This is a genomic window from Paenibacillus sp. FSL W8-0919 (genome assembly GCF_038003785.1).
Taxonomy (GTDB): Bacteria; Bacillota; Bacilli; order Paenibacillales; family Paenibacillaceae; genus Paenibacillus_AQ; species Paenibacillus_AQ lactis.
On record NZ_JBBOPV010000001.1, the window covers coordinates 3,541,907 to 3,561,571 of the forward strand.

The 19,665-nt window shown below is 49.3% G+C and carries 23 protein-coding genes; all 23 read left to right on the forward strand.

Annotated features, from left to right (window positions below; translation table 11 throughout):
* The first annotated feature begins 4 nt into the window (after window positions 1–4).
* A complete protein-coding gene (locus NST44_RS16115) occupies window positions 5–394 on the forward strand; it encodes a hypothetical protein (RefSeq protein ID WP_340900123.1) in 390 nt (129 codons plus the stop codon).
* Window positions 391–717, forward strand: coding sequence for a hypothetical protein (locus NST44_RS16120; RefSeq protein ID WP_210094642.1), 327 nt, complete (start codon window positions 391–393; stop codon window positions 715–717). The genes NST44_RS16115 and NST44_RS16120 overlap by 4 nt, the downstream gene beginning before the upstream one ends.
* Window positions 704–1,156, forward strand: coding sequence for an HK97 gp10 family phage protein (locus NST44_RS16125; protein ID WP_340900124.1), 453 nt, complete (start codon window positions 704–706; stop codon window positions 1,154–1,156). Before NST44_RS16120 ends, NST44_RS16125 begins: the two co-directional genes overlap by 14 nt.
* Window positions 1,157–1,158: 2 nt before the next feature.
* Window positions 1,159–1,572: a minor capsid protein gene (locus tag NST44_RS16130; RefSeq protein ID WP_340900125.1), complete on the forward strand. Its 414-nt coding sequence runs from the start codon at window positions 1,159–1,161 to the stop codon at window positions 1,570–1,572.
* Window positions 1,569–2,120 carry a hypothetical protein gene (locus NST44_RS16135; RefSeq protein ID WP_144866263.1) on the forward strand — a complete coding sequence of 184 codons (552 nt, stop codon included), beginning with the start codon at window positions 1,569–1,571 and terminating at the stop codon, window positions 2,118–2,120. Before NST44_RS16130 ends, NST44_RS16135 begins: the two co-directional genes overlap by 4 nt.
* 78 nt (window positions 2,121–2,198) lie before the next feature.
* Window positions 2,199–2,606, forward strand: a complete 408-nt coding sequence (locus NST44_RS16140; protein WP_210094638.1) for a hypothetical protein — start codon at window positions 2,199–2,201, stop codon at window positions 2,604–2,606.
* A 20-nt stretch (window positions 2,607–2,626) separates the two neighbouring features.
* Window positions 2,627–2,908: a hypothetical protein gene (locus tag NST44_RS16145; RefSeq protein WP_340900127.1), complete on the forward strand. Its 282-nt coding sequence runs from the start codon at window positions 2,627–2,629 to the stop codon at window positions 2,906–2,908.
* A 1-nt stretch (window position 2,909) separates the two neighbouring features.
* Window positions 2,910–7,400 carry a hypothetical protein gene (locus NST44_RS16150; protein ID WP_340900128.1) on the forward strand — a complete coding sequence of 1,497 codons (4,491 nt, stop codon included), beginning with the start codon at window positions 2,910–2,912 and terminating at the stop codon, window positions 7,398–7,400.
* Window positions 7,401–7,937, forward strand: a complete 537-nt coding sequence (locus NST44_RS16155) for a phage tail domain-containing protein (protein ID WP_007132822.1) — start codon at window positions 7,401–7,403, stop codon at window positions 7,935–7,937. It abuts the gene before it with no gap.
* A 7-nt stretch (window positions 7,938–7,944) separates the two neighbouring features.
* Window positions 7,945–8,382 carry a phage tail fiber protein gene (locus NST44_RS16160; RefSeq protein ID WP_007132823.1) on the forward strand — a complete coding sequence of 146 codons (438 nt, stop codon included), beginning with the start codon at window positions 7,945–7,947 and terminating at the stop codon, window positions 8,380–8,382.
* 13 nt (window positions 8,383–8,395) lie between these two features.
* The gene (locus tag NST44_RS16165) at window positions 8,396–11,212 is read left to right on the forward strand and encodes a hypothetical protein (protein ID WP_007132824.1); all 2,817 of its coding nucleotides are present in this window, start codon (window positions 8,396–8,398) and stop codon (window positions 11,210–11,212) included.
* A 12-nt stretch (window positions 11,213–11,224) separates the two neighbouring features.
* Window positions 11,225–12,016, forward strand: coding sequence for a hypothetical protein (locus NST44_RS16170; protein WP_007132825.1), 792 nt, complete (start codon window positions 11,225–11,227; stop codon window positions 12,014–12,016).
* Window positions 12,006–12,149, forward strand: coding sequence for an XkdX family protein (locus NST44_RS16175; protein ID WP_007132826.1), 144 nt, complete (start codon window positions 12,006–12,008; stop codon window positions 12,147–12,149). Before NST44_RS16170 ends, NST44_RS16175 begins: the two co-directional genes overlap by 11 nt.
* Before the next feature lie 25 nt (window positions 12,150–12,174).
* Window positions 12,175–12,693 carry a phage distal tail protein gene (locus tag NST44_RS16180; protein WP_007132827.1) on the forward strand — a complete coding sequence of 173 codons (519 nt, stop codon included), beginning with the start codon at window positions 12,175–12,177 and terminating at the stop codon, window positions 12,691–12,693.
* A 12-nt stretch (window positions 12,694–12,705) separates the two neighbouring features.
* Window positions 12,706–14,922 carry a phage tail protein gene (locus NST44_RS16185; RefSeq protein WP_340900129.1) on the forward strand — a complete coding sequence of 739 codons (2,217 nt, stop codon included), beginning with the start codon at window positions 12,706–12,708 and terminating at the stop codon, window positions 14,920–14,922.
* Between the two features lie 38 nt (window positions 14,923–14,960).
* Window positions 14,961–15,494 (forward strand): stalk domain-containing protein, encoded by a 534-nt coding sequence (locus NST44_RS16190; protein WP_340900130.1) that lies wholly within the window; start codon window positions 14,961–14,963, stop codon window positions 15,492–15,494.
* A 62-nt stretch (window positions 15,495–15,556) separates the two neighbouring features.
* Window positions 15,557–15,751: a hypothetical protein gene (locus tag NST44_RS16195; RefSeq protein WP_340900131.1), complete on the forward strand. Its 195-nt coding sequence runs from the start codon at window positions 15,557–15,559 to the stop codon at window positions 15,749–15,751.
* Between the two features lie 18 nt (window positions 15,752–15,769).
* A complete protein-coding gene (locus tag NST44_RS16200) occupies window positions 15,770–16,231 on the forward strand; it encodes a phage holin family protein (protein WP_007132831.1) in 462 nt (153 codons plus the stop codon).
* Window positions 16,176–16,967, forward strand: coding sequence for a peptidoglycan recognition protein family protein (locus tag NST44_RS16205; RefSeq protein WP_007132832.1), 792 nt, complete (start codon window positions 16,176–16,178; stop codon window positions 16,965–16,967). Before NST44_RS16200 ends, NST44_RS16205 begins: the two co-directional genes overlap by 56 nt.
* 2 nt (window positions 16,968–16,969) lie before the next feature.
* Window positions 16,970–17,191 (forward strand): phage holin, encoded by a 222-nt coding sequence (locus tag NST44_RS16210; RefSeq protein ID WP_007132833.1) that lies wholly within the window; start codon window positions 16,970–16,972, stop codon window positions 17,189–17,191.
* 191 nt (window positions 17,192–17,382) lie between these two features.
* On the forward strand, window positions 17,383–17,592 hold the full coding sequence (locus tag NST44_RS16215; protein ID WP_007132834.1) for a hypothetical protein: 210 nt from the start codon (window positions 17,383–17,385) through the stop codon (window positions 17,590–17,592).
* 84 nt (window positions 17,593–17,676) lie between these two features.
* Window positions 17,677–18,831 (forward strand): AAA family ATPase, encoded by a 1,155-nt coding sequence (locus NST44_RS16220; protein WP_007132835.1) that lies wholly within the window; start codon window positions 17,677–17,679, stop codon window positions 18,829–18,831.
* Between the two features lie 9 nt (window positions 18,832–18,840).
* Window positions 18,841–19,605, forward strand: a complete 765-nt coding sequence (locus NST44_RS16225) for an HNH endonuclease (RefSeq protein ID WP_007132836.1) — start codon at window positions 18,841–18,843, stop codon at window positions 19,603–19,605.
* The last annotated feature ends 60 nt before the right edge of the window (window positions 19,606–19,665 follow it).

A 19,665-nucleotide genomic window follows, 5' to 3' on the forward strand; every position in this document is an offset into this window, starting at 1 on the left:
AGGTATGGATCCTCAAGAGGTTGGCGCCTGGATCTCGGCCAATATGCTGGATACGGACGCTTGGGATCGTGCCACGGAGAAGAAACAGTCTGTGGCTGTCGTTCAGGCCGAGCGGAATCTGGCTCGCTGGTACCCTGACATTACTCCGATGGCCGTTTCGATCGTTGCGTTTCAAACGGTATGGGAGCTGCAGGGGATCGACCCAGCGCTCAAGTACCAGAAGCATAACGTCAAGACGGTGACGGATAATGGTGAGTCGATCAGCTACAAGGACGGTGAACGCCCTGACGTTGCCCCAGACGTCCGCGCCTTGCTCGGGCCTACCGCAGACGAACTGGCCGAGGAGGCAGCCGAAGAAGCGGCGCAGCGGCAATATGGCGGTGCCTTGATATGAGCCTGTTTGGATACCCAGCCACGGTGACGCATTGGCACGTTGGAGGTAAAGACGACTGGGGAAGGCCGCAACCGCCTACCAGTGCCGTCAAGGCGGCGAAGGTGGTCGAGGAGCAGCGTTTGATCCGGAATGCCCGCGGCGAGGAGATTATGATCGGATACGAGATTCATCTGGAAGGCCCGCAAGCTGTCACCTTCGACGATTATTTTGAATATGAGAATGAACTCGGCATGAAGATCCGTTGCGATGTCGCTCATTTTGAAGTCAGGAAGTATCTCGGTACCGACGACGTGAAGAAGGTGATCGTTTATGGCCGACCATAAATTGTTTAGCTTCAGCCTCGAGGGGATTGAGGCAATGGTCGATCGGTTGGAGAGGATGGAGGACGATTTGGATCGCCGCTTGGAGACCGTGCTGACCCGACTGGCCTTAAAAGTAATCCATGATGCGAAGCGACTGGCCCCGGTCGATGAAGGCGATCTTGAGGCTGCTCTTATCGTAGGTGAGGTCATGCGAGCGATTACGGGGTTGTACATTGACATAGGGACAAGCCCTGAAGTCGATGGATACGCTGTGGTCCAGCATGAAGGCTTCCGTCGCACGAAAAGCGGCGCGATCGTGGAAATGACACCAGGTGAGAAGACAAGGAGCAAACCGTCTCATGGAGGCTATATGCCGGGGAAGAAGTTCTTGGAGAACGCCCTGAAGATGAATGAAGACCTCATTCTGCAGGAGCTGAAGAGCGTCCTGGAGGGAGGATAAACATGCTCGCAAATGACTTGATTACGTATCTGACAGATGCCGGTTTTTCCGTATTTCCGGACCCGAACTTCATTCCGGCCGAGCTGCCGGAATCCAAACTTCCCTGCCTGTTCATTTTCGGAACCGGAGGCTACGCTCCGCATGAGTATGTACCGACCGAGCGGCTGACCTTTCAGATCATCGTGAAGGGCAAATCATACAAGGCGTTGCCGGAAAACATGGCGGCCGCTGAGTCGCTTGCCAAGCAGCTGATCAGGCTGTTGCATCGACGGAGCAATTACATGGCCGGTAACACGCATGTCTATTCCAGTACAGCCGCTCAGTCCAGTCCGATACCGCTCGGACTCGACGACCAGGACCGACCGATGTATTCAACCAATTTTGTATTTTACGTTAAGGAGGAGCAACAACCATGAGTGATGTGAATCAGATTTACGCAGGCCCTGGTATTTTCGAATGGGGCGTGGGCGAAGACGGCTTGCTTGAACCCGACGGCATCGTCATCGATCTGACCCAAGGCGGCATTACGTTCGCCACGACGACAACCTATTTCGAGCCTACCACGGACCAGACTGGCACGGCTCCTGTCAAATCTATTTCGACAGGAACGACCGGGTCCATCGACTTTGAGACGCCAGACATGGACTTCGAAAAAGTCATCAAATACAACCCCAACTCTTCTAAGATTGTTGACGCTACCGATCCGGACAAGGTGAAGTACCAAGTCACCGGATTAGCGGGCAAAGAACTGCCTCGTCGCCGCGCCGTGATCAAGCCGCAGGGAGTTTTGGATCCAGCGCGTTACATTTACATCGAGTCAGTTGGCATTAAGTTCGACATGAACGCAGCCTTTGTTCTGGACAACAACCTACGCTTGACCGTATCGGCAATGGCTTACCCGTCGCTTACGGCAACGCCGAAAGGTCTGCTCTATACATGGGGCGACATTACAGCAACGGCATAATCGATTCTTACGCAAGGAGGGGGCTAATCATCAGGCCTTCTCCTTTTTTCTTATTTCCTGAGAGAGGAATGATCAAGGATGTTTAACCTTGGAAAAAAAGAGCATGTCATGCTTGGCAGCAAGCGGGTTATGATCCCCAAGCTAACCCGAAATCGACTCAAGAAGCTGACGGACCATATTGGTACCATTGGCGATTACCTCGTTAAGCTTTTCCTGACTCCCGAAAATGATCGAGCGGTGTTCATTGTGGCCGCCGCGGACGTTACCATAGATGAAATTTATGAATTGACTTCGCTCCTCAGTGATCTTCCCCTAGAGTACTTGGATGAGCATGCCGCCTTAGGGGAATGCACGGAGTTTCTCCGGCTGACTTGGGAAAAGAACGACATGAACGAAGCTCTAAAAAACTTGAACGGCCTGATTCCTCCGATAGCGCAGCAGTTCATTCAGAGCATCGTCAAGCGGATGGATCGGGCCGACGTTTAATAACCTACGATGAATTTGTTTTGCGCTGCTGCGCGGTGCTCGGAAAGACCCAGAACGAAGTCGAGAACGAGTACTATTTCGTCGACCTTCCTAAGATGCTGATTATGAAGGATCAGACCCGGGCCGAAGAACTGCTGATGCAGATCGACATCGTATCGTACCCTCATCTGGTGGACAAAAAGGCGAGGGGAACGATCGTTAAGCGGATCACCAGCATGCTGCCGAAGCCGCCGGCAGAGTCGCCAAAATCGGCGGAGGAACAATATCAAGCGCAGCTGGCGCGGATGGAGGGAGGCATGTAGGATGGCTGTGGAGATCGGAGAGCTGCGAGCTCGTATGACAGCGGAAGCACAGGGGCTCAAGGCCGAGATTAAAGCGGTGAAAAACGAGATTGCCGGGCTCGGTGATCAAGGTAAGAAGACGGCGACGGAAATTAAAAGCATGGACTCGGCTTTCAGTAAGATTGGCTCTTCTAAGGACCAAATCACCCGGCTCACGGCGGAACTGGATAATACCAACGCCAAAATTGATCTCCAGCGGAAAAAGCTCAGCGAGCTCAAAGAATCGTATGATAATACGTTTAATGAACAGCGGAAGAGCAAGTTGCAGGAGCAGATCTTGAGCACGGAAACAGCACTATTAAAACTGACCCAAGCCTCGGACCAGACGGCGCAGAAAATTTGGGATCTTGAAGATCAGGCGCAGAAGGCCGGGGATGGCTTGGAGGGATTGAACCAGGTCTTGAAAGAGATCGGCCTTAGCTCTGGCCAGATCGACAAGATCAATAAGGCCATCCAAAGCACCAATCCGGAATTGCTCGAGGAGCAATTAGAGCAGGTTCGGGAGCAGCTTCGTTTGATTGGCCTGGATGCTAAGCACATCGATAAGATTGAACAAGAGCTGAAGGAAACGACCCGTGAAGCGAAAGAGACTCAGCGGGGGCTCGACGGTTTAGCAACCGGCTTGACATCCCTTGGGACTGGCATGGCCACTATGAAGCTCGCGCAGACCATGAAGGTATTGTCTGACGAGGCGCATAAGCTGGCACAATCTTACCAAGGCCTAACGGAGGTATCCAAGTCGCTTAATCTCGATACAGAGCAGTCGATTGGTCTGGCCGAGGAGCTGTCGGATCGCTGGGGGCTGAGCCGAACGGCTATGGCGGATACCGTAAAGACGTACCTTACTGCCGGATTAACGCTAGAACAAACCAAGGAGATCATGACAGCCACAGCTGACGCTGCCGTATACAACCGGGAAGCGCATCTGACTTGGGACGAAGCGATCCGCCAGGTGGCCCAGGGGATTAAGATGGGGAACTCCGATCTGACCGACGCGGCTGGCATTACGACCAACCTGTCCGTGATGTATGACCGATACGCGAAATCCATTGGCACAACAGCAGCCAAGCTGACCGAGGCGCAGAAGATCCAAGCGGCTTACAACGGCATTATGCAGGAATCGGCGATGTTCGCCGGCAACGCGGACTCGGCAATGACCGGTTATACGGGAACGCAGGCTACTTTCAACCAAACGGTCGAAATGGCTCGGGTGGAGCTTGGTGAAGCTTTTCTTCCGATTTTAGAACAGATCATGCAAAAGCTTACGCCGATGATTAAGGAATTTGTGACGTGGGCCGAGGCAAACAAAGAGGTGGTCGCTGGTATCGCAGCCAGTTCGGTGACGGTACTGGGTCTGGTCACGGTTTTGGGAACCTTGACGGTTGCTATTGGGGCCGTTACGGCGGCGCTACGAGCTATGAACATCGCGATGGGGCCAGTTGGCTGGGTCGTGACGATATTGTCAGTGGCCGCTGCCGGCGTCGGGGCGTACAAATTGGCTGCTGATGCGGCAGCGGAGTCGGTTTTGACCTTTGCGCAGAACCAGGAAGAGCTGAACAAGAAGCTCGCCGAATCCCCGGCCAACCGAACGGCGGAAGATTTAAAGAAATTACAGAGTGATACGGAGACTCTGAATGCATTATTGGAGGAGCGGGCCAAAGCTCAGGAGCGCCTGAATGAAGCTCAGAAAGCGATGCCGACAGACGTTGCTGCTGGAACCCGGATCAGCATCCCTCCAGAAGCGATCAAAGAGATGAATGAGGCGAGGAAGGCGCTGGAGGAAATCGACAAGCAGCTCCGAGATATGGATTTCAGCAATGCGGAAGAAGCCGCTGTGGCCCTTAAAAAAATGAGGGAACAAGCGGAGAAATCGACGCCGGCCCTTCTTGATATGGCCAAGGCAGAAATGCAGGATGTCGCGGCTAAGAACAGCAAAATCCTTGAGATGGAGAAAACGCTGAAGCGTTACAAGGAGCTGGACGCCGTTCAGAAGGTGGATGAAGCCCAGAAACAGGAGCTTGTGGCGATCACCAATACACTGAAGAAACAATATCCAGGCTTACATGCGCTCATGGACGAGGAGGGGCGGATCCGGATCACCAATGTGGATCTGGTTGCTCAGCAAATTGGCATTGAGAAGAATCTCGTATCGGCCTCTGTTGAGAGCGCCAAGGCGCAGATCTCCAATCTGAAGGAGACTGCCGCTGCTCAAAAGGCAGCGGTCGAAGCACAAATCAAAAACTACCAGGCCCTAGCCCGGGTGATGAGTTCGATCTCTGGTAAAGCCCTGGATATTGGGATGACCGAAGGTAAGGGCACCTTGGCACGGGTCGGGGGGATGCTTGGCGGCATCTTGGCCGCCGGTGTACAAGCTCAAGCGAATGCGGCTGCAGCGAAGATGGCAGAGGAGCAGAATAAATACGCTAACGCTGAGCTGGAGGCTGAGCGGGCGTTGAATAATTTGACTACCGGTAACCTGGACGCCTTTGCCTACAAACCGCCGAATTATGGAGGCGGCGGTGATGACGATGACGATAAAAAGAAAAAGAAGAAAGCGAAAAAACAGAAAGAGAAAGAAGGCAAGTCTGCAGCCGAGCTCGCGAAGGAACAACGTCAGGCTGCTTTCGACGCAGCGATGGCCACGGCACGGTACAATGCTGAATTTTACGATCAGACAGCTGAGCAGCAGCTGAAGGCCCTCAAGAAGATCCAGGCGAATCATAAGCAGCATTTGAAGGAAACCATTGAGGACCAACGTGAGCTTAACCTGCAGATGAAACGCCTGCAGGAGGATAGCGCCAAGTCGAATTATGAAGCTTCGGCCACTTGGATCGACCGCCAAGAGCGCAAGATGGAGGAGTCATATAAAAGCGAGGTCCAAATTGCTCAAATGAAGGTGGACTCTTGGACCAAGGTTCGTGATCGCTATAAGAAGGACAGCGAGTTTTATAAAGCGGCCGACGAGGAATTGTATCGGGCCCGGAATGAGCTAGCCAAGGCGCAGTACGAGGCCTCCTCGGAATGGATCAGCAAAGAAGAACGACGCATGCAGGATTCCTACAAGACTGAGTCGCAGATTGCGAAGATGAAAGTCGATTCGTGGACTCGAGTACGGGATCGATACAAAAAGGGCAGTGAAGAGTACAAGAAAGCTGATGAAGAGGTGTATCGCGCTCGGAAAGAGCTATGGCGAGCCCAATTCACAGACTCGGAGGAATGGATCGCGAAGGAAGAACGTCGGATGGAAGAGGCCGGTAAAACAGAAAAAGAGATTGAGCAAATGAAGCTGGCTGCTTGGACTCGAGTACGTGACCGGTACGATAAAAACTCGGAAGAGTACAAACGTGCGGATGAGGAAGTTTACAAGGCCCGCAAAGCGCAGATGCAGGATCTCAAGAAAGAGACGGACGACTTTTTCAATGCTCAAAAGAAAAGTCTGGATGATTCACTGAAAGCTGAGCTGGATGCGATTGAGAAGCGCAAGAAGGCCTATGTCGATGCTCAGAATGAGAAGATTAAGGCAATCGACGACTTGATCGCAAAGGAGCAGGAACTCAATGTCGACGAGGATTACGAGACCGAGTTAGCCAAAAAACTAGCCCGTCAGCAGGAATTGAGTACTGCTGTATCGCCGGAAGGTAAGAAGGCACTGGCCGATATTACAGTGGAGATCGAGCGGATGCAGCTCGAGCGTAGCCGGGAGCTCCGCAAGCGAGACTTGGAAGATCAGAAGCAGAAGCTTGTGGATGAGAAGGACGAGCGAGAGAAAGCTTTCGATGACGAAAGACAGGAAACCGAGGCTCGATATGAAGCGCTGAAGAATGCCTTCGAGAATCACCAGAATGACGTGCAGTTTATCGAGAATGCGATCAAGGATTTCCGGGTCGGTGCCAATGAATCAGCCAACCAGCAGATCCTGGCGGATCTCGATCAGTTCGTCGCGGAGTATAATGCTAAACTGTCCAAGATGGCCGAGGTTTCTGGTCAAAGCAAGACGAACCAGGCCGAACTGGACCTGCAGGAATACAATGCGAATAAGGATGCCTGGGCCGCAGCCAAGGCGCGCGGGGATACGGCGGAGATGGCGCGCCTTACTGCCCGAAACGAGGAGCTCCGAAGGTTGTATGGGATTGATAAGGATACCGGTAAGCTGCAGGCGTTCAAGGATGGTGGCATCGTCCAGGGACGCCCAGGAGAGGCGGTACCGGTGATCGCCCATGCAGGCGAGATGTATCTAAACCCGGAACAGCAAAACACGCTTTGGAAGTTGGTTAGCGGGCAGGCTGCAGCGCCGACGGCCAGCAAATCGGAGCCAGTGGTCATGCAGACGATCAATCACATCGATATGTCGATAGATCGAGTTGAGGTGCAGGATCCAGCGGATGCGGAGATCCTTTACACCGAACGAGAGCGGACTTACCGACGTCTTGCCATGACAGGGGGTGGGAAATAGATGGATGTATCCGTGAATGGAGAGTGGATTTCCGAAACGGGGGCGGTGCTGGTCCGCCGGAGCATCCCCGGCCTGCCGGAAGCGACGGAGAACACCGTGGAGATCGCCGAGCGGGACGGTGAGGTTGATTTCGGAAGCACATATGGAGCCCGGCCAATTGGTCTGGCTTTTTTTATTACCGGCGACTATGACACCACGGTATCGCTGCTAATGAGACAATTCAACACCCGGCGCGGCGTTCTGGATCTCGTATTCTCCGATCGGCCGGGCAAGCATTATTTCGCTCAGTACCGAGGCACGATGAGCTGGGACGAGTCGACCGGGAACCGGGTAATCGATATCCCGCTGAAGATGTACGATCCGTTCCCAGAGAGCGACGAGCGGATCACGGAGCTGACCATCACTCGGTCGCCCCAGGTGGTCAATGTCCAGTCGATCGGGGATGAGCGAGCTAGCCCCGTTATTGTACTGACCAACATCGGAACGACCACGCTGCAAAGCTTCAAAATCCGTAATGAATACCTCATGGAAGGATGAGTGACAGATGAACATGTCCAATTATTTAGCCTCGGCGCTCCTTAATCAGGTGTTCCAGAACACTGCGTACACCAGGCCGGCCAAGGTCTATTTGGCGTTATACACCAGCAACCCGACGGCAGCTGACACGGGCCAAGAGGTAACCGGCGGCGGTTACGCCCGGCAAGAAATTACGTTCGGCGCGCCGACCATCGAGACATACAACATTTATCACCCGACGACAGGTCAACGGGTTACGGTGTTGAAGCCGACCATGAAAAACAGTGCCGATGTCGTCATGCCGACAGCCACGGCGGACTGGGGGCAGGTGTCCCACATCGGGATCCGGGATGCGGCAACCGGCGGGAATTTGCTCTACTTCGGAGCATTGGAGACACCGCGCAGCATTTTGACGAACGACATCTATAAGATGTTGACCGGTCAAATTGTACTGACGCTGGCGTAAGGAGGATGTTGAGATGAAGACAATGTATCCGGCGCAAGTCAATAGCCCGGGGACCGAGCTGGCTGCCGCGATCGATGCAACACAGGATACGATCCAGGTCGCGGACGGATCGGTTCTTCCGGATGCCCCAAATTTGCTCACGATCGGAACGGACGAAGCAGCCGAAACGATCCTGTATACCGAAAAGACCGGGGATGAACTCAGCGGGGTAACCAGGGGATTTCAAGGGACTGCGCAGTCTTGGGCCATGGGAACGAAGGTTGCGCGCTACTTTACCGCCTATGACCACGATACCACCATTGGCAACATTAGCGAACTTTCCGCCGGTTTGACCGCACTAGGAGATGAGAGCAAGAACCGATTCGATACTGTGCAGCGCCAAGACGTCGTTCTAAACGCCGGGATGCAGATCCTCAACGCACACCGTAACGCGGCCTTTTCCTTGAGCGGGATTAAGGGTCGGACGTTGGTTAATTTAGCGGGACGAATCGGAAGGGCATATAATCCTTCTACCTTAACTCTTTATCAGGTAACTGCTGTTGCTGACTCTGGAGCGTCAAAGATAACACTACAGGTAGGTACTGGTGCGATAGCTGTAAGACCTATGTATTACAAAGCTGAAAAAAAGTATATTCTTTTGGGAGAAGTAAAGAACGGAAATCTATCAAAAGAGATGGTCGTACAAACGGCGGGGGCAGGATCAAACATGACGGCTTTAATAACGTCACGGGATTCTGCTAAATATGTAACGATAGCAACAAAGTTCGCACCATTAACAGACCTAACCGGGAGTTTAGAGGTTGTTGCGGAGGGAGAAGTAGGTCAATATGCTTGGGTTAAAAATCTAAGGGCCTACGAAATCTCAGCTGCAGAATACGCCGCACTCGACGGCATGACGCCGGAACAAGTCGCCGCCAAGTATCCGTATGTCGATAGCGTCCAGCCAGTCCGAAATCCGTATGCGATCCGGTACGGGGAGAACCTCGCTTATGGATATCCAGATGCGAAGATCAACGGGCGCCATGACGTATCTCTTGTGACAGTATCTGGTCCATTTGAAATAAAGTTTAGCGGAGAAGCCGTAGCTAAGGATGTGGACAAAGGGGTATATTTTGATGTCACAGTTATACCTGGACACTCTTACACGGCAGCGGTGGACACAGTAGCGGATAACGCCTTTATAAGATTCGAGTATTTTAAGGACTCTAGCTCAATATCGAACACTCAGTGGTTAAAGAATCCGGACTATTTCCCAACAAATATACCTGCTACAATAACCGTTCCCGTAGGCTGTTCATTAATTCGGGTTTATATCACAAATCAAACAGCGCTTTACTGGAACAATGGCTCACTTATTAATAATTCGTTAATAGGTGGTAACTACCATTTTAAAAATTGGCGTCTCTTTCATGGAACAAAAGACTTAGGTTTCAAACCACGCGAGGACTCTATGCTCGCGCTGCAGACGGATTTATACGCGGATCCGCTGACAGGTGCGAATGCTGACGAGGTATTCGAGAAGGACGGGCAGTATTTCAAGCTGGCGAAGTGGAAAAAGTTAGTTTTAGACGGCGGGCAGGATTGGGTGTATGGACCGTCAGCGCCGGGGTATAAGATACTATCAATACGATCTCTTGCCCCTTCCGTAAATTGGAACAGTTTTTTGTTGACCAAATTTAACGGGGCTATCCTCTCTCCTAAAGAAAGTTTAACTGAGGGCGATAAGGCGCATTTCAATACCTCCTCTGGCTTTACTGATTTTTATATTTCAGTATCTAATGCCGACAGCGGATGGGGTGACAACTACGCGCCGACAGTGGACGAGATTAAGGCGTATTTTATGGGGTACAAGATGTATCCTGCTGGCGGAAGTGGTAGCGCTATTTACACGGGTTCGGGAACAAAAGCGTGGGTATACCGTACACCTTCAGGTTTAGATGGTTGGCAGGATGTCGGAATTACATTGCCGACGACCCCTGCTCCAACCAACACCTATTGGCAGCCGTACCAACTCGTATACCAACTCGCCACGCCAACGGTCGAGCCTATTGTATTCGAAGGCATGCTGACGTTTAATGAAGGCGATAACCAGATCGAGGTTGGGACGGGGCTGGTCGTTCGGGAGAGCGTAAACCCTGTCGTTTGGTCGAATGGGTATACGTGGCTCAACGGGAGAACTATTCCTAGCTATCCTTTGAAAAATAGGCCGAGCAAAATACTAACTATTTATAAAAACGCGCGGCAAAATACCGGATGGCGCTATGAACCCGTAGATTCGGGATTTCAAGACATATACGGACTAGTGCAAGCAAGGATTGAAAATAGTCTCTTTGATACATCCGCTGCCTATTCCGTTACGTACCTGATGCTGGATACGTCGCCTATCGTACCATTCACCGGATCATACGCAGCCAACGAAAAGGCAATGCTGAAAGACCTGGCGAAAACAATTCAGCAGAATACGACCGCTGTATCCGTGCTGATGCAGCGGAAGGTTGAGAAAGACACACCCGCTGTCTTGATCAAACCAACACTATTGAACGGCTGGAAGCAGTATCCATCCTACCAAACAGTCGGGTACCGCAAAGATTCTGCTGGCATTGTCCATCTGACAGGGCTTGTACAAGGGGGACCTATAGTGTCTACCATATTTAGATTAGTTGAGGGGTTCCGACCTAAGCACCCATTGATATTTCCGGTGTGTACTAGTGCAGGGGCTAATCGTGTAGATGTGCTTGCTGATGGTTATATCTACTTCAACTGGGCAGGGGCGTGGGATTCTGAAGCATGGATTAGTTTGGACGGTATATCATTCGTACCCGAACAATAAAGGAGGCATTACATGAAAGCTGTACCTAGAGTAAATAAAGACGGACTCTATTTGGAGGACGAGTTGGTGGACGATGCCTTTTCAGGTGTCGTCCCTTTTTATGCGGAAATTGAGCCGCAGCCGCCAGCCGATCCGGGCGAAACCGAGCAGGAACCAGCTCCAGAAGATGAGCAGCCGGGAGAAGCTCCGGATCCCGTGATCGCCGGTTACATCATCGGTGTGCCGGTTACGCCCGGTCTATTCCGGCCGCGCTTCGATATCCCAGCTTGGGAGACGTATCAGGTCGAGCTGCAGGCCGCGGAATCGGCTTATCGTGTAGCCTATGACGAATGGCAAGCGCAGCCGGAGGACGAGCGCGGAGAACCGCCGGCTTACGTACCTCCCAAGATGCCGACGCTTTGGATCGAAGGGTTAACACCTGAGGAGATCAAGGAGATTACGCGTCCGCAACCGAAGGAGCCAACCGAACTGGAATTGCTTGCGGAGGAAGTCGAGGTGATCCGGCAGCAAACCATTGAGCAGCAGGAAGCAATCGAATCCTCGGGAACGGAACTGGTCGAAGTGAGGGCGGCGAACGCCGAGCAGCAGCTTACGATCGGCACCTTAGGGACCGAGCAGATAAAGCTCGACCTCTCGACCCTTGATCTTAAACAGCAAAACGCTGTATTGGGTGCAGAGCTTGTTAAAAAGGATATCGCTATTCTTGATTTGCAGTCGCAAAATCAGGCGTTAGGTCAAATGTTGGCCGCGCTGGAATTGAAACTACTAGCTAATGGAACAGGGGGAGAACCGAATGTTCAATAGTGATTTCGAAAGATTGTCTTACTACTACGAGAAAAAATGGGTTTCGGACGTGCAGCTTCGACTCTACGTACAGTTCGGCGTTATTTCAGCGTCGGAGTTTAAGGTGATTACCGGGAAGGAATACAAGGCTTAATTCCTGACCTGAGAGGAGATGGAGCATGTTCGGAGGACCATTTAACCGGCTGCCGTTTAATCGTCCCGTAACCATGTTTGTGTTCGGCCGGGCCGTCCTCAGCGGCTGCGCCGAGCTTGTGGCTGCATCGACGATCGAGTTGGCTGGCCAGGCCATTCTGGCCGGCGAGGGCGGTCTGGGGGCTGACTTTATTCGGGAGATCTCCTTTACCGCCCAGATGGAAGCGGATAGCGGTATGACCGTGGATTTTATCCGGGAGCGTCTGCAGTCCGCCATTATGCACGGTATTTCCTCCCTGCAGGGCAAGGCAAACCGTTACCATGTCGACGAGATTGAATTCACCGGGCCGTTCGTTCCCGGAGATATTATTGTGATCGACAGCGAGAAATTCAAAATTACACGGAACGGGGAGAACGTCTCCCATTTGTATAACGGGGATTTCTTTGACTTAAACCTGGGGACGAATAACCTCACTTGGACCGATCCGGCGACCGGGCGGACGATTCTCTTCCGGATCACCCACCGCGACAAGTTTTTGTATTAGGGAGGCGATATATTGCCTAATCCAACACTGCAGGTTTTTGACAAGAACCTGAAGCGTACCGGCACGCTGATTGATGCATATGGTATCGAACGACGAAGACGGCTCAATTCTGATTATGAGCTGTCTTTTTTGGTCCCTATGACCAGTGATGATTATCTTGAAAAGATCCAGATCAAGGGTCACGTCCGGGATGAACGCGGACAATATTACGTAATCAATACTCGGCAGCGACAGCGGGATAATAAGCAGCTCACGGCACAAATCACCTGCACGCATGTGATGTTCAAGCTGAACGATTACAAGGTGCCGTATGACGAGTACATCGATGAGGCTTACGGGATCCACATCTCGACGCTGCTGAACAAGATCAGCGCGTGGACAGGCGGCCGTTTTACGTTCCAGGTACATGACACCTTCGACCTTTGGGACATCAAAGACTTCGGACGGACCAATGCGCTCGCTGCTCTAAACCAGGTCGTGAACCTTTACGGCGCGGAGATCCGTCCGGATAACTTCGTGATCCACATCCATAAAAAAATCGGATCCCAGACGGATAGGTACGAGTATCGGACGAAAAAAAACATCATCTCCGACTCATTCAAAGATGACGGCACCAGTCTTGTGACACGAATGTTCGCTCAGATGAAGGACGGCCGGACTTGGGTCGGGATGTCCGCGGATAACCTGACGGCCGAGGAGAGGAGCCTTCTGCAATCTGTCCCGGGCGCTATCCAGAACGGGAAGGTTATGATCAACTACCTACTCTCCCCGTACGTCAATTACTGGGGCAGCGACAGCGTCCCGTTTTTCGACGGGGAGAACATTCAGCAGGACATCGAGGATCCGGTGGAGCTGCTGAAGTCTACCCGGGAAGAACTCCGGAAGCAGGAGATGCCGCAGCTTGAGGTAACGCTGACCGCTGCGGATCTCCACAAGATCGACCGGGAGGAACATCCGCCGGACCTTGGAGACGCAGCCACTGTGTATGACCCTCAAATGGGTCTGCAGCGGATTGGTGTCCGGATCGTGGAGCTGACGGAGTATCCATACTCTATCGACCAGCATACTAAGGTGACCTTGGCCAACTTCGCCCTGAAGGATGACATCGATCTGCTCGCCGACCTGGAGCGGTCGCGGAAGGTGATGGACAATCTGCTATCCGGCGGTCGGATCCGGACAGAGGTGTTCGAAGCTGCAGCGAAACAGGCGATCGTTGACATTAACAATAGCAAGACAGAGCTGATTTTCCCGCCTGAAGGCGGCATTCTTGCCCAAGAGAAGACGAACCCTTTGGAGCAGGTTCGCCTTACGTCGAAGGGGCTCGGGATCTCTACGGACGGCTGGCGGACGGTGCGATCGGCGATTACGGCCCGCGGTATATTGGCCGAGACGATAATTGGCCAGCTCGGCAGCTTCGTTTCGATGCTGATCGGCAGCGGGAACAACGTCACTCAGATCAACACGAACGGGATCGCTGCAGGGCATGCAAACTTTGGCAGCGCTCCGTTTCGGGTCGACATGCAGGGGAATGTGGTGGCCAACCGGTTGACGGCTAATTCGGCGAATATCTATTCGTCCAACTTCACGAATGGAGCGATTGTCGGCTCGTCCATTAATGTTGGAAATGGAGTCTTTACAGTAAGCCAATCCGGCCATATGGTTGCTCAAAGCGCTGAGATTATTGGGAGAATAACCGCCTCCACATTTGAAGGAGGGACTATCACAGGCGCACTGATCCGGACGGCGGCCTATGGACGCCGGCTTGAACAGGACGCCAACGGTCTTCGAACGTATGACAGCAGTGGTCGTAACCGTATCAGAATCAATACGGATTCGGACAGTGGTGTAGCTGCTATTGTATTTAATGGCACTGGCGGCGGTTATGCTGGTGAGATTAATGCTTATCAGAACAACGGACTTACGATATATAGTGAAAATCTCATCATCGGATCGAATAATACTGGTAATCCAATAAGCTTCCAAGGTGCGCCTACATTTGCAGGTCCGGCACGATTTAATAGTTCTGTAAGCTTTAACGGAATGGTTAGTGGTATTCAATTGTCGATATCAGACATAGCTGGCCTCCAAAATACAATTAACTCACTGTGGTTAGCAATTAACGGGAAGTCCGATAAAGGACATACGCACAGCGTTACTCTTCCGACCCACAACCATGGGAATAGAGATAACCAAAACTGGGGCGGAACCTTCACAACCTCACCGGGCTAATGATATCATTTTGGATAAACAATCCAATGGAGGTATCTATGAAAAAGTCAGCATATGTATTCGGTGGGGTTCTGATTGGTTTAGTCTTAACAACTTCCGCTAGTGTCTTTGCGGACAGTGTCAAAAGCATGATTGGTAAGAAAGTAACCGGAGAATATACAGTCATTGTAAATGGCCAGAAACTTACGGAGAAAGGCGCGATCATTGACGGTAAGGCTAACGTCCCTGTTCGTGCAGTTTCTGAATCATTGGGGGCGGATATCAAAGTGAGTGGAAAGACAATTACGATTACAACAGAATCGGCGGAAGAAGACGTCGTTACTAATAGGTACAGCGGTCAATCTAGGTCCGAAATAAAAGAGGCGATCCGTCTCATACATGAGAGAATCCTCGAGCCTACTCTTGTAGGGCGTGATGAGATTTTAGCAGAGATCGCCAGGCTTGAGAAGGAAGGGGCGAGTCCTGAGCTTATCGAGTCAAGAAAGAAACAACTAACCAGCTATGAAACTGATATTGCGGCAGCAATTGCTGAAATAGCTGAAGCCGAGGCCGCGCTTGCAGCACTTAAATAAGAATAATCATTAGAGTCCGGTAACCCCGGGCTCTTTTATTTTGTCTTGAAAGGAGGTGCCCCATGGCAAGGATGACGAAGGTGGAACTGCTTATCGATCTGACGACCCCGGTAGAAGAAATTGCCGCGGTGATCAACATTATGCTCCAAGCATATCCGGACAAGCAGCTCGAAATCTTACAAGCAGTTGATCATGACATCGGCGAGGCTCTCGTCAGATTGCAAGCGCCCGATGAAGCTGAGAAAGAAAAAGGGTAGAGAGGCAGGGGGATGGCCATGAGTGAGAAATTTTACGGGGGATTTGCAGCATTTTTCGGAGCCGTAACAGGCTACTTCTTCGGGGGGTGGACGGTAGCGATGAATGCATTGCTGGTACTGGTTATCATCGATTTTGTGACCGGCTGGGCCGTTGCCTGGATGCGTGGAGAGCTTCGGTCAATGAAAGGTTATATTGGAATCGCCAAAAAGGTAGGGATATTCCTACTGGTTACGGTGGCACATCTGATCGACAGCGTCTTAGGGGATATGCACTATCTCCGGGATGCTGTCGTTTTCTTTTATATCATAAACGAGCTCCTGAGCATCATCGAGAATTACGGGAAGATGGGGTTCAAAGTTCCCGACGCCTTAATCAGAGCTGTGGCTGTATTGGAAGAAAAAGCAGGAGGGGAGGTCAAAGGAGATGAAGCTTGTCGATCTTCGGGGGAAACTCCCAATTCACAAGACAAAGCGGTATAAAACGCGCCGGCTAACCGATATTCGATCGATCGCGATTCATCACTCGTTGACCCTAACAGGATCTCCAGAGGCTTTTGCGACTTATCACGTCAGCACGAACGGCTGGCCAGGGATTGCTTATGCCTTCGTGGTTCAGCGTGATGGAACAGTATACAAATGCTGGGATCCAGAGATTGTCACGTATCACGTAGGCAACAGCAACAAGCATTCCTTAGGGATCTGTTTGGTTGGAGACTTCCGATCACAGCAGCCGACGCCGGAGCAATATCAGGCAACGATTGAGCTTGTACGACAACTCCGTTCGGTGATTCCTACAGCGCAGCAGATCAAAGGCCACAGCGAGTATCCGGGGTACAGCTGGAAGGCTTGCCCGGTGATCAACATGAATAAATTTCGCGATGATTTGGATCAAATATCAGAAAGGGATGAGGGTATGAACGCATCAGAAAAAGCTGCATTTGAAGCGTTGGAACGGAAAGTGACCAGCTTGGAGAACAGCAAAAACATATTGAAGAAAGGGCTTCAGGAGCAAGGGTCCACCATCAAAAAGCAATCAGCTCGAATCGCTGAGCTCGAACGAATGCATTATATGGAGGTCCCTTCCTGGGCTAAGACAGCGGTGAACGAAGCGCTGGCAGCCGGCTTGATTGATACTCCGAGCGGCAGCAGCTACGATTTCTATCGACTCATTGCCGTGCTTTATCGTGCCGGCATGATTAAGAAGGGAGACGTTTAATTATGAGCAATAGCAAGTGGAGAAATTATGGTTTGTGGGTGTCGTTGGTATCAGCAATTTTGCTGGCTGTACAAGCTTTCGGGGCAATTTTTAATTTCCAGATCGCTCCGGAGAAGTTCGATGAAATCGTGACTGCAGTAAATGCATTGCTTGGTGTTTTGGTCGTGCTCGGCATTGTCTCCAACCCTAAAGAGGGAACAGGGTACAGAGACAAGGACAAGTAAAATAGAAACTCTCAGTAATTGAAGGACCCTGCTTGCCTAGGATGGTGGGGTTCTTTTTATGCACTTATGAGGTTAGCCCCAAAAAAACTTTATGATTATAAAATAACTACACTATTTCTTTGCAAGTGATTTAGTTCGAAAAGGAATAAACTTGTGCTCTGTTTCATTAATGGATTAGAGGAGGTGAAATGATGAATAAACTTGAAGGTTTGTTGGTTCCTGGCGCTGTAATAAATAAGATTATAACTAATGTTAAAACCAAGCATCAAATAGTATTATTTGCAGTTGATCTCGATGGAAATACAGTTCTTGTTGGACCGATTATGGGTAGAAAAGATAAGGACTGGTTCAGAAAATGTTGGACTTTAGATAAGGAGGATATTTTAAAAGACTATATTTAAGAATATATATTTTTTATTTTGTTGCCCCTTACTTAGTAGTGGTTTATTCTGTATATGTGAATATTTGGAATGGGGCGAATAACTATGAAAGTAGAGAAATTAATTATCCAAAATATTGGTGGTATTAAAAATTTAACTCTAGAGTTCATTGATGGTTTGAATTTAATTTGTGGTATAAATGGTGTCGGTAAATCGACTATTCTAGACTGTATAGTTAGTAGCTTTTCGTTATACCCCGCAGAAGGCCTTAGAAGGAATTCAAACTCTGAATATGGTGAATGGACAATAAGTGTAGACGGTACAATCTTTAAAAACAGTCTAAGAATATTTAGACCTGAGGAACAGATTGTTAATCATAACCCTTTAGGTCCTTCCATAAAGAATATAATTTATGTTAAAGAACAGAGACCTTTAAAATATTCTAGATTACAAAGTATTTCAAGAGATAATGATTTTGACCAGAGTCAATATAGTGCTAGGATCACAAATGGTCTAAATGGAGATTCAATAAAAAATTGGTTTATTAATAGACTTGCATTTGAAAGACAGGGGAATTTCACTTCACAAGAGAAACATAATCTTCAAACGGCTCGAAATAGTTTTAGCTTACTAGATCCTAATGTAGAGTATTCTCATGTCCTTCATGATAGTTTAGATATAATGTTAAAAACTACAAGAGGTGAAATTTATTTCGAGTACTTGTCAACAGGTTTTAAATCTTGTTTGTTTATTATCCTTGGGATAATTAAGGAAATTGAGTTTAACTTTAAAGATCCAAAAATAAAAGTAAATGAGTTTGACGGGGTTATTTTAATTGATGAAGTCGATGCACATCTTCATCCATATTGGCAAGGAAGGTTTTTAAAAGTACTTAAAGAGGTTTTTCCGAGTTCTCAAATCATTGCAACTACACATAGTCCTCACATGATTCAAGAAGCTGATGCTAAAGAAATCATTGCACTTACAATTGATGAAAATAGCAATGTATCGAGGTTAGAATTAGATCAGCTAGAATTTGGTTTTAAAGGGTGGACAATTGAAGAAATCCTTGAAGATGTTATGGGTTTAAAAGAAACTCAATCTAACCGCTATTTAGAAGTGAAAAATGAATTTGAACGAGCTATTGAACATGAGGACATAATTAAAGCAGAATATACATATGAAATTTTGAACAAGATGCTACATCCAAGAAGTCCCATGAGAAAAATATATCAATTACAATTAGGAAGCATACGGTGAGGTAAGCTTATGATAAAAGTCGAAAGAACAAAATGCCCCAGTGAATTAACTGAAGATATTAAACAAGCCCTCACACAAGAATATAAGACAAGTAAGAAGAACGTATGGAATGTAGATTACATCAAGAATGCTCTGCTTGAAATGAGCAATAATAAGTGTATATTCTGTGAGTGTAAACTTGGCGAGGAGAGTAAGTATATTGAAGTTGAACATTTTTATCCCAAATCGTTATATCCAGATGAAGTTATTGAATGGACAAATTTATTACCAATTTGCAAAAGATGCAACGTAAAAAAACTAGATCACGATACAAAAAAAGAACCGATCATTAATCCAACAGTAAATGATCCAAAAAATCATTTAAGAATGATAAATTACCGATTCGTTGGTAAAGACCAAATTGGAAAAGATACTGTAAGTATTCTCGCACTAAACGATTCAAAAAGACTAATATTACCCCGAGCAACCATCGGAAATGAGATAGCTGAGTTATTGGAGGACTTATCAGACTTAGTTAATGAATATAGTCAAAAGGAAAACCTCTCCCGAAAAGAAATTAATAAGATAACTGGCAAGCTTGAAAATTTACTTGATTCTTGTCAATGTTATTCTGAATATAGTGCAACTTGTGCATATGCATTATTTGGCGATGACAATTATTATCTGGTTAAAGAGTTTTTCATTAGCAAAGGGCTTTGGGACCCTAATTTGCAAAATTTAGAGAAGACCGCTATAGTTAATTGGCTCGAAGGGACAGTTGAAAAAGTACAGTAGAATATTAGCAAACTATCCCAAATTCTTGTAATAGTATTTTTCAATGGGAACTACTTGGTG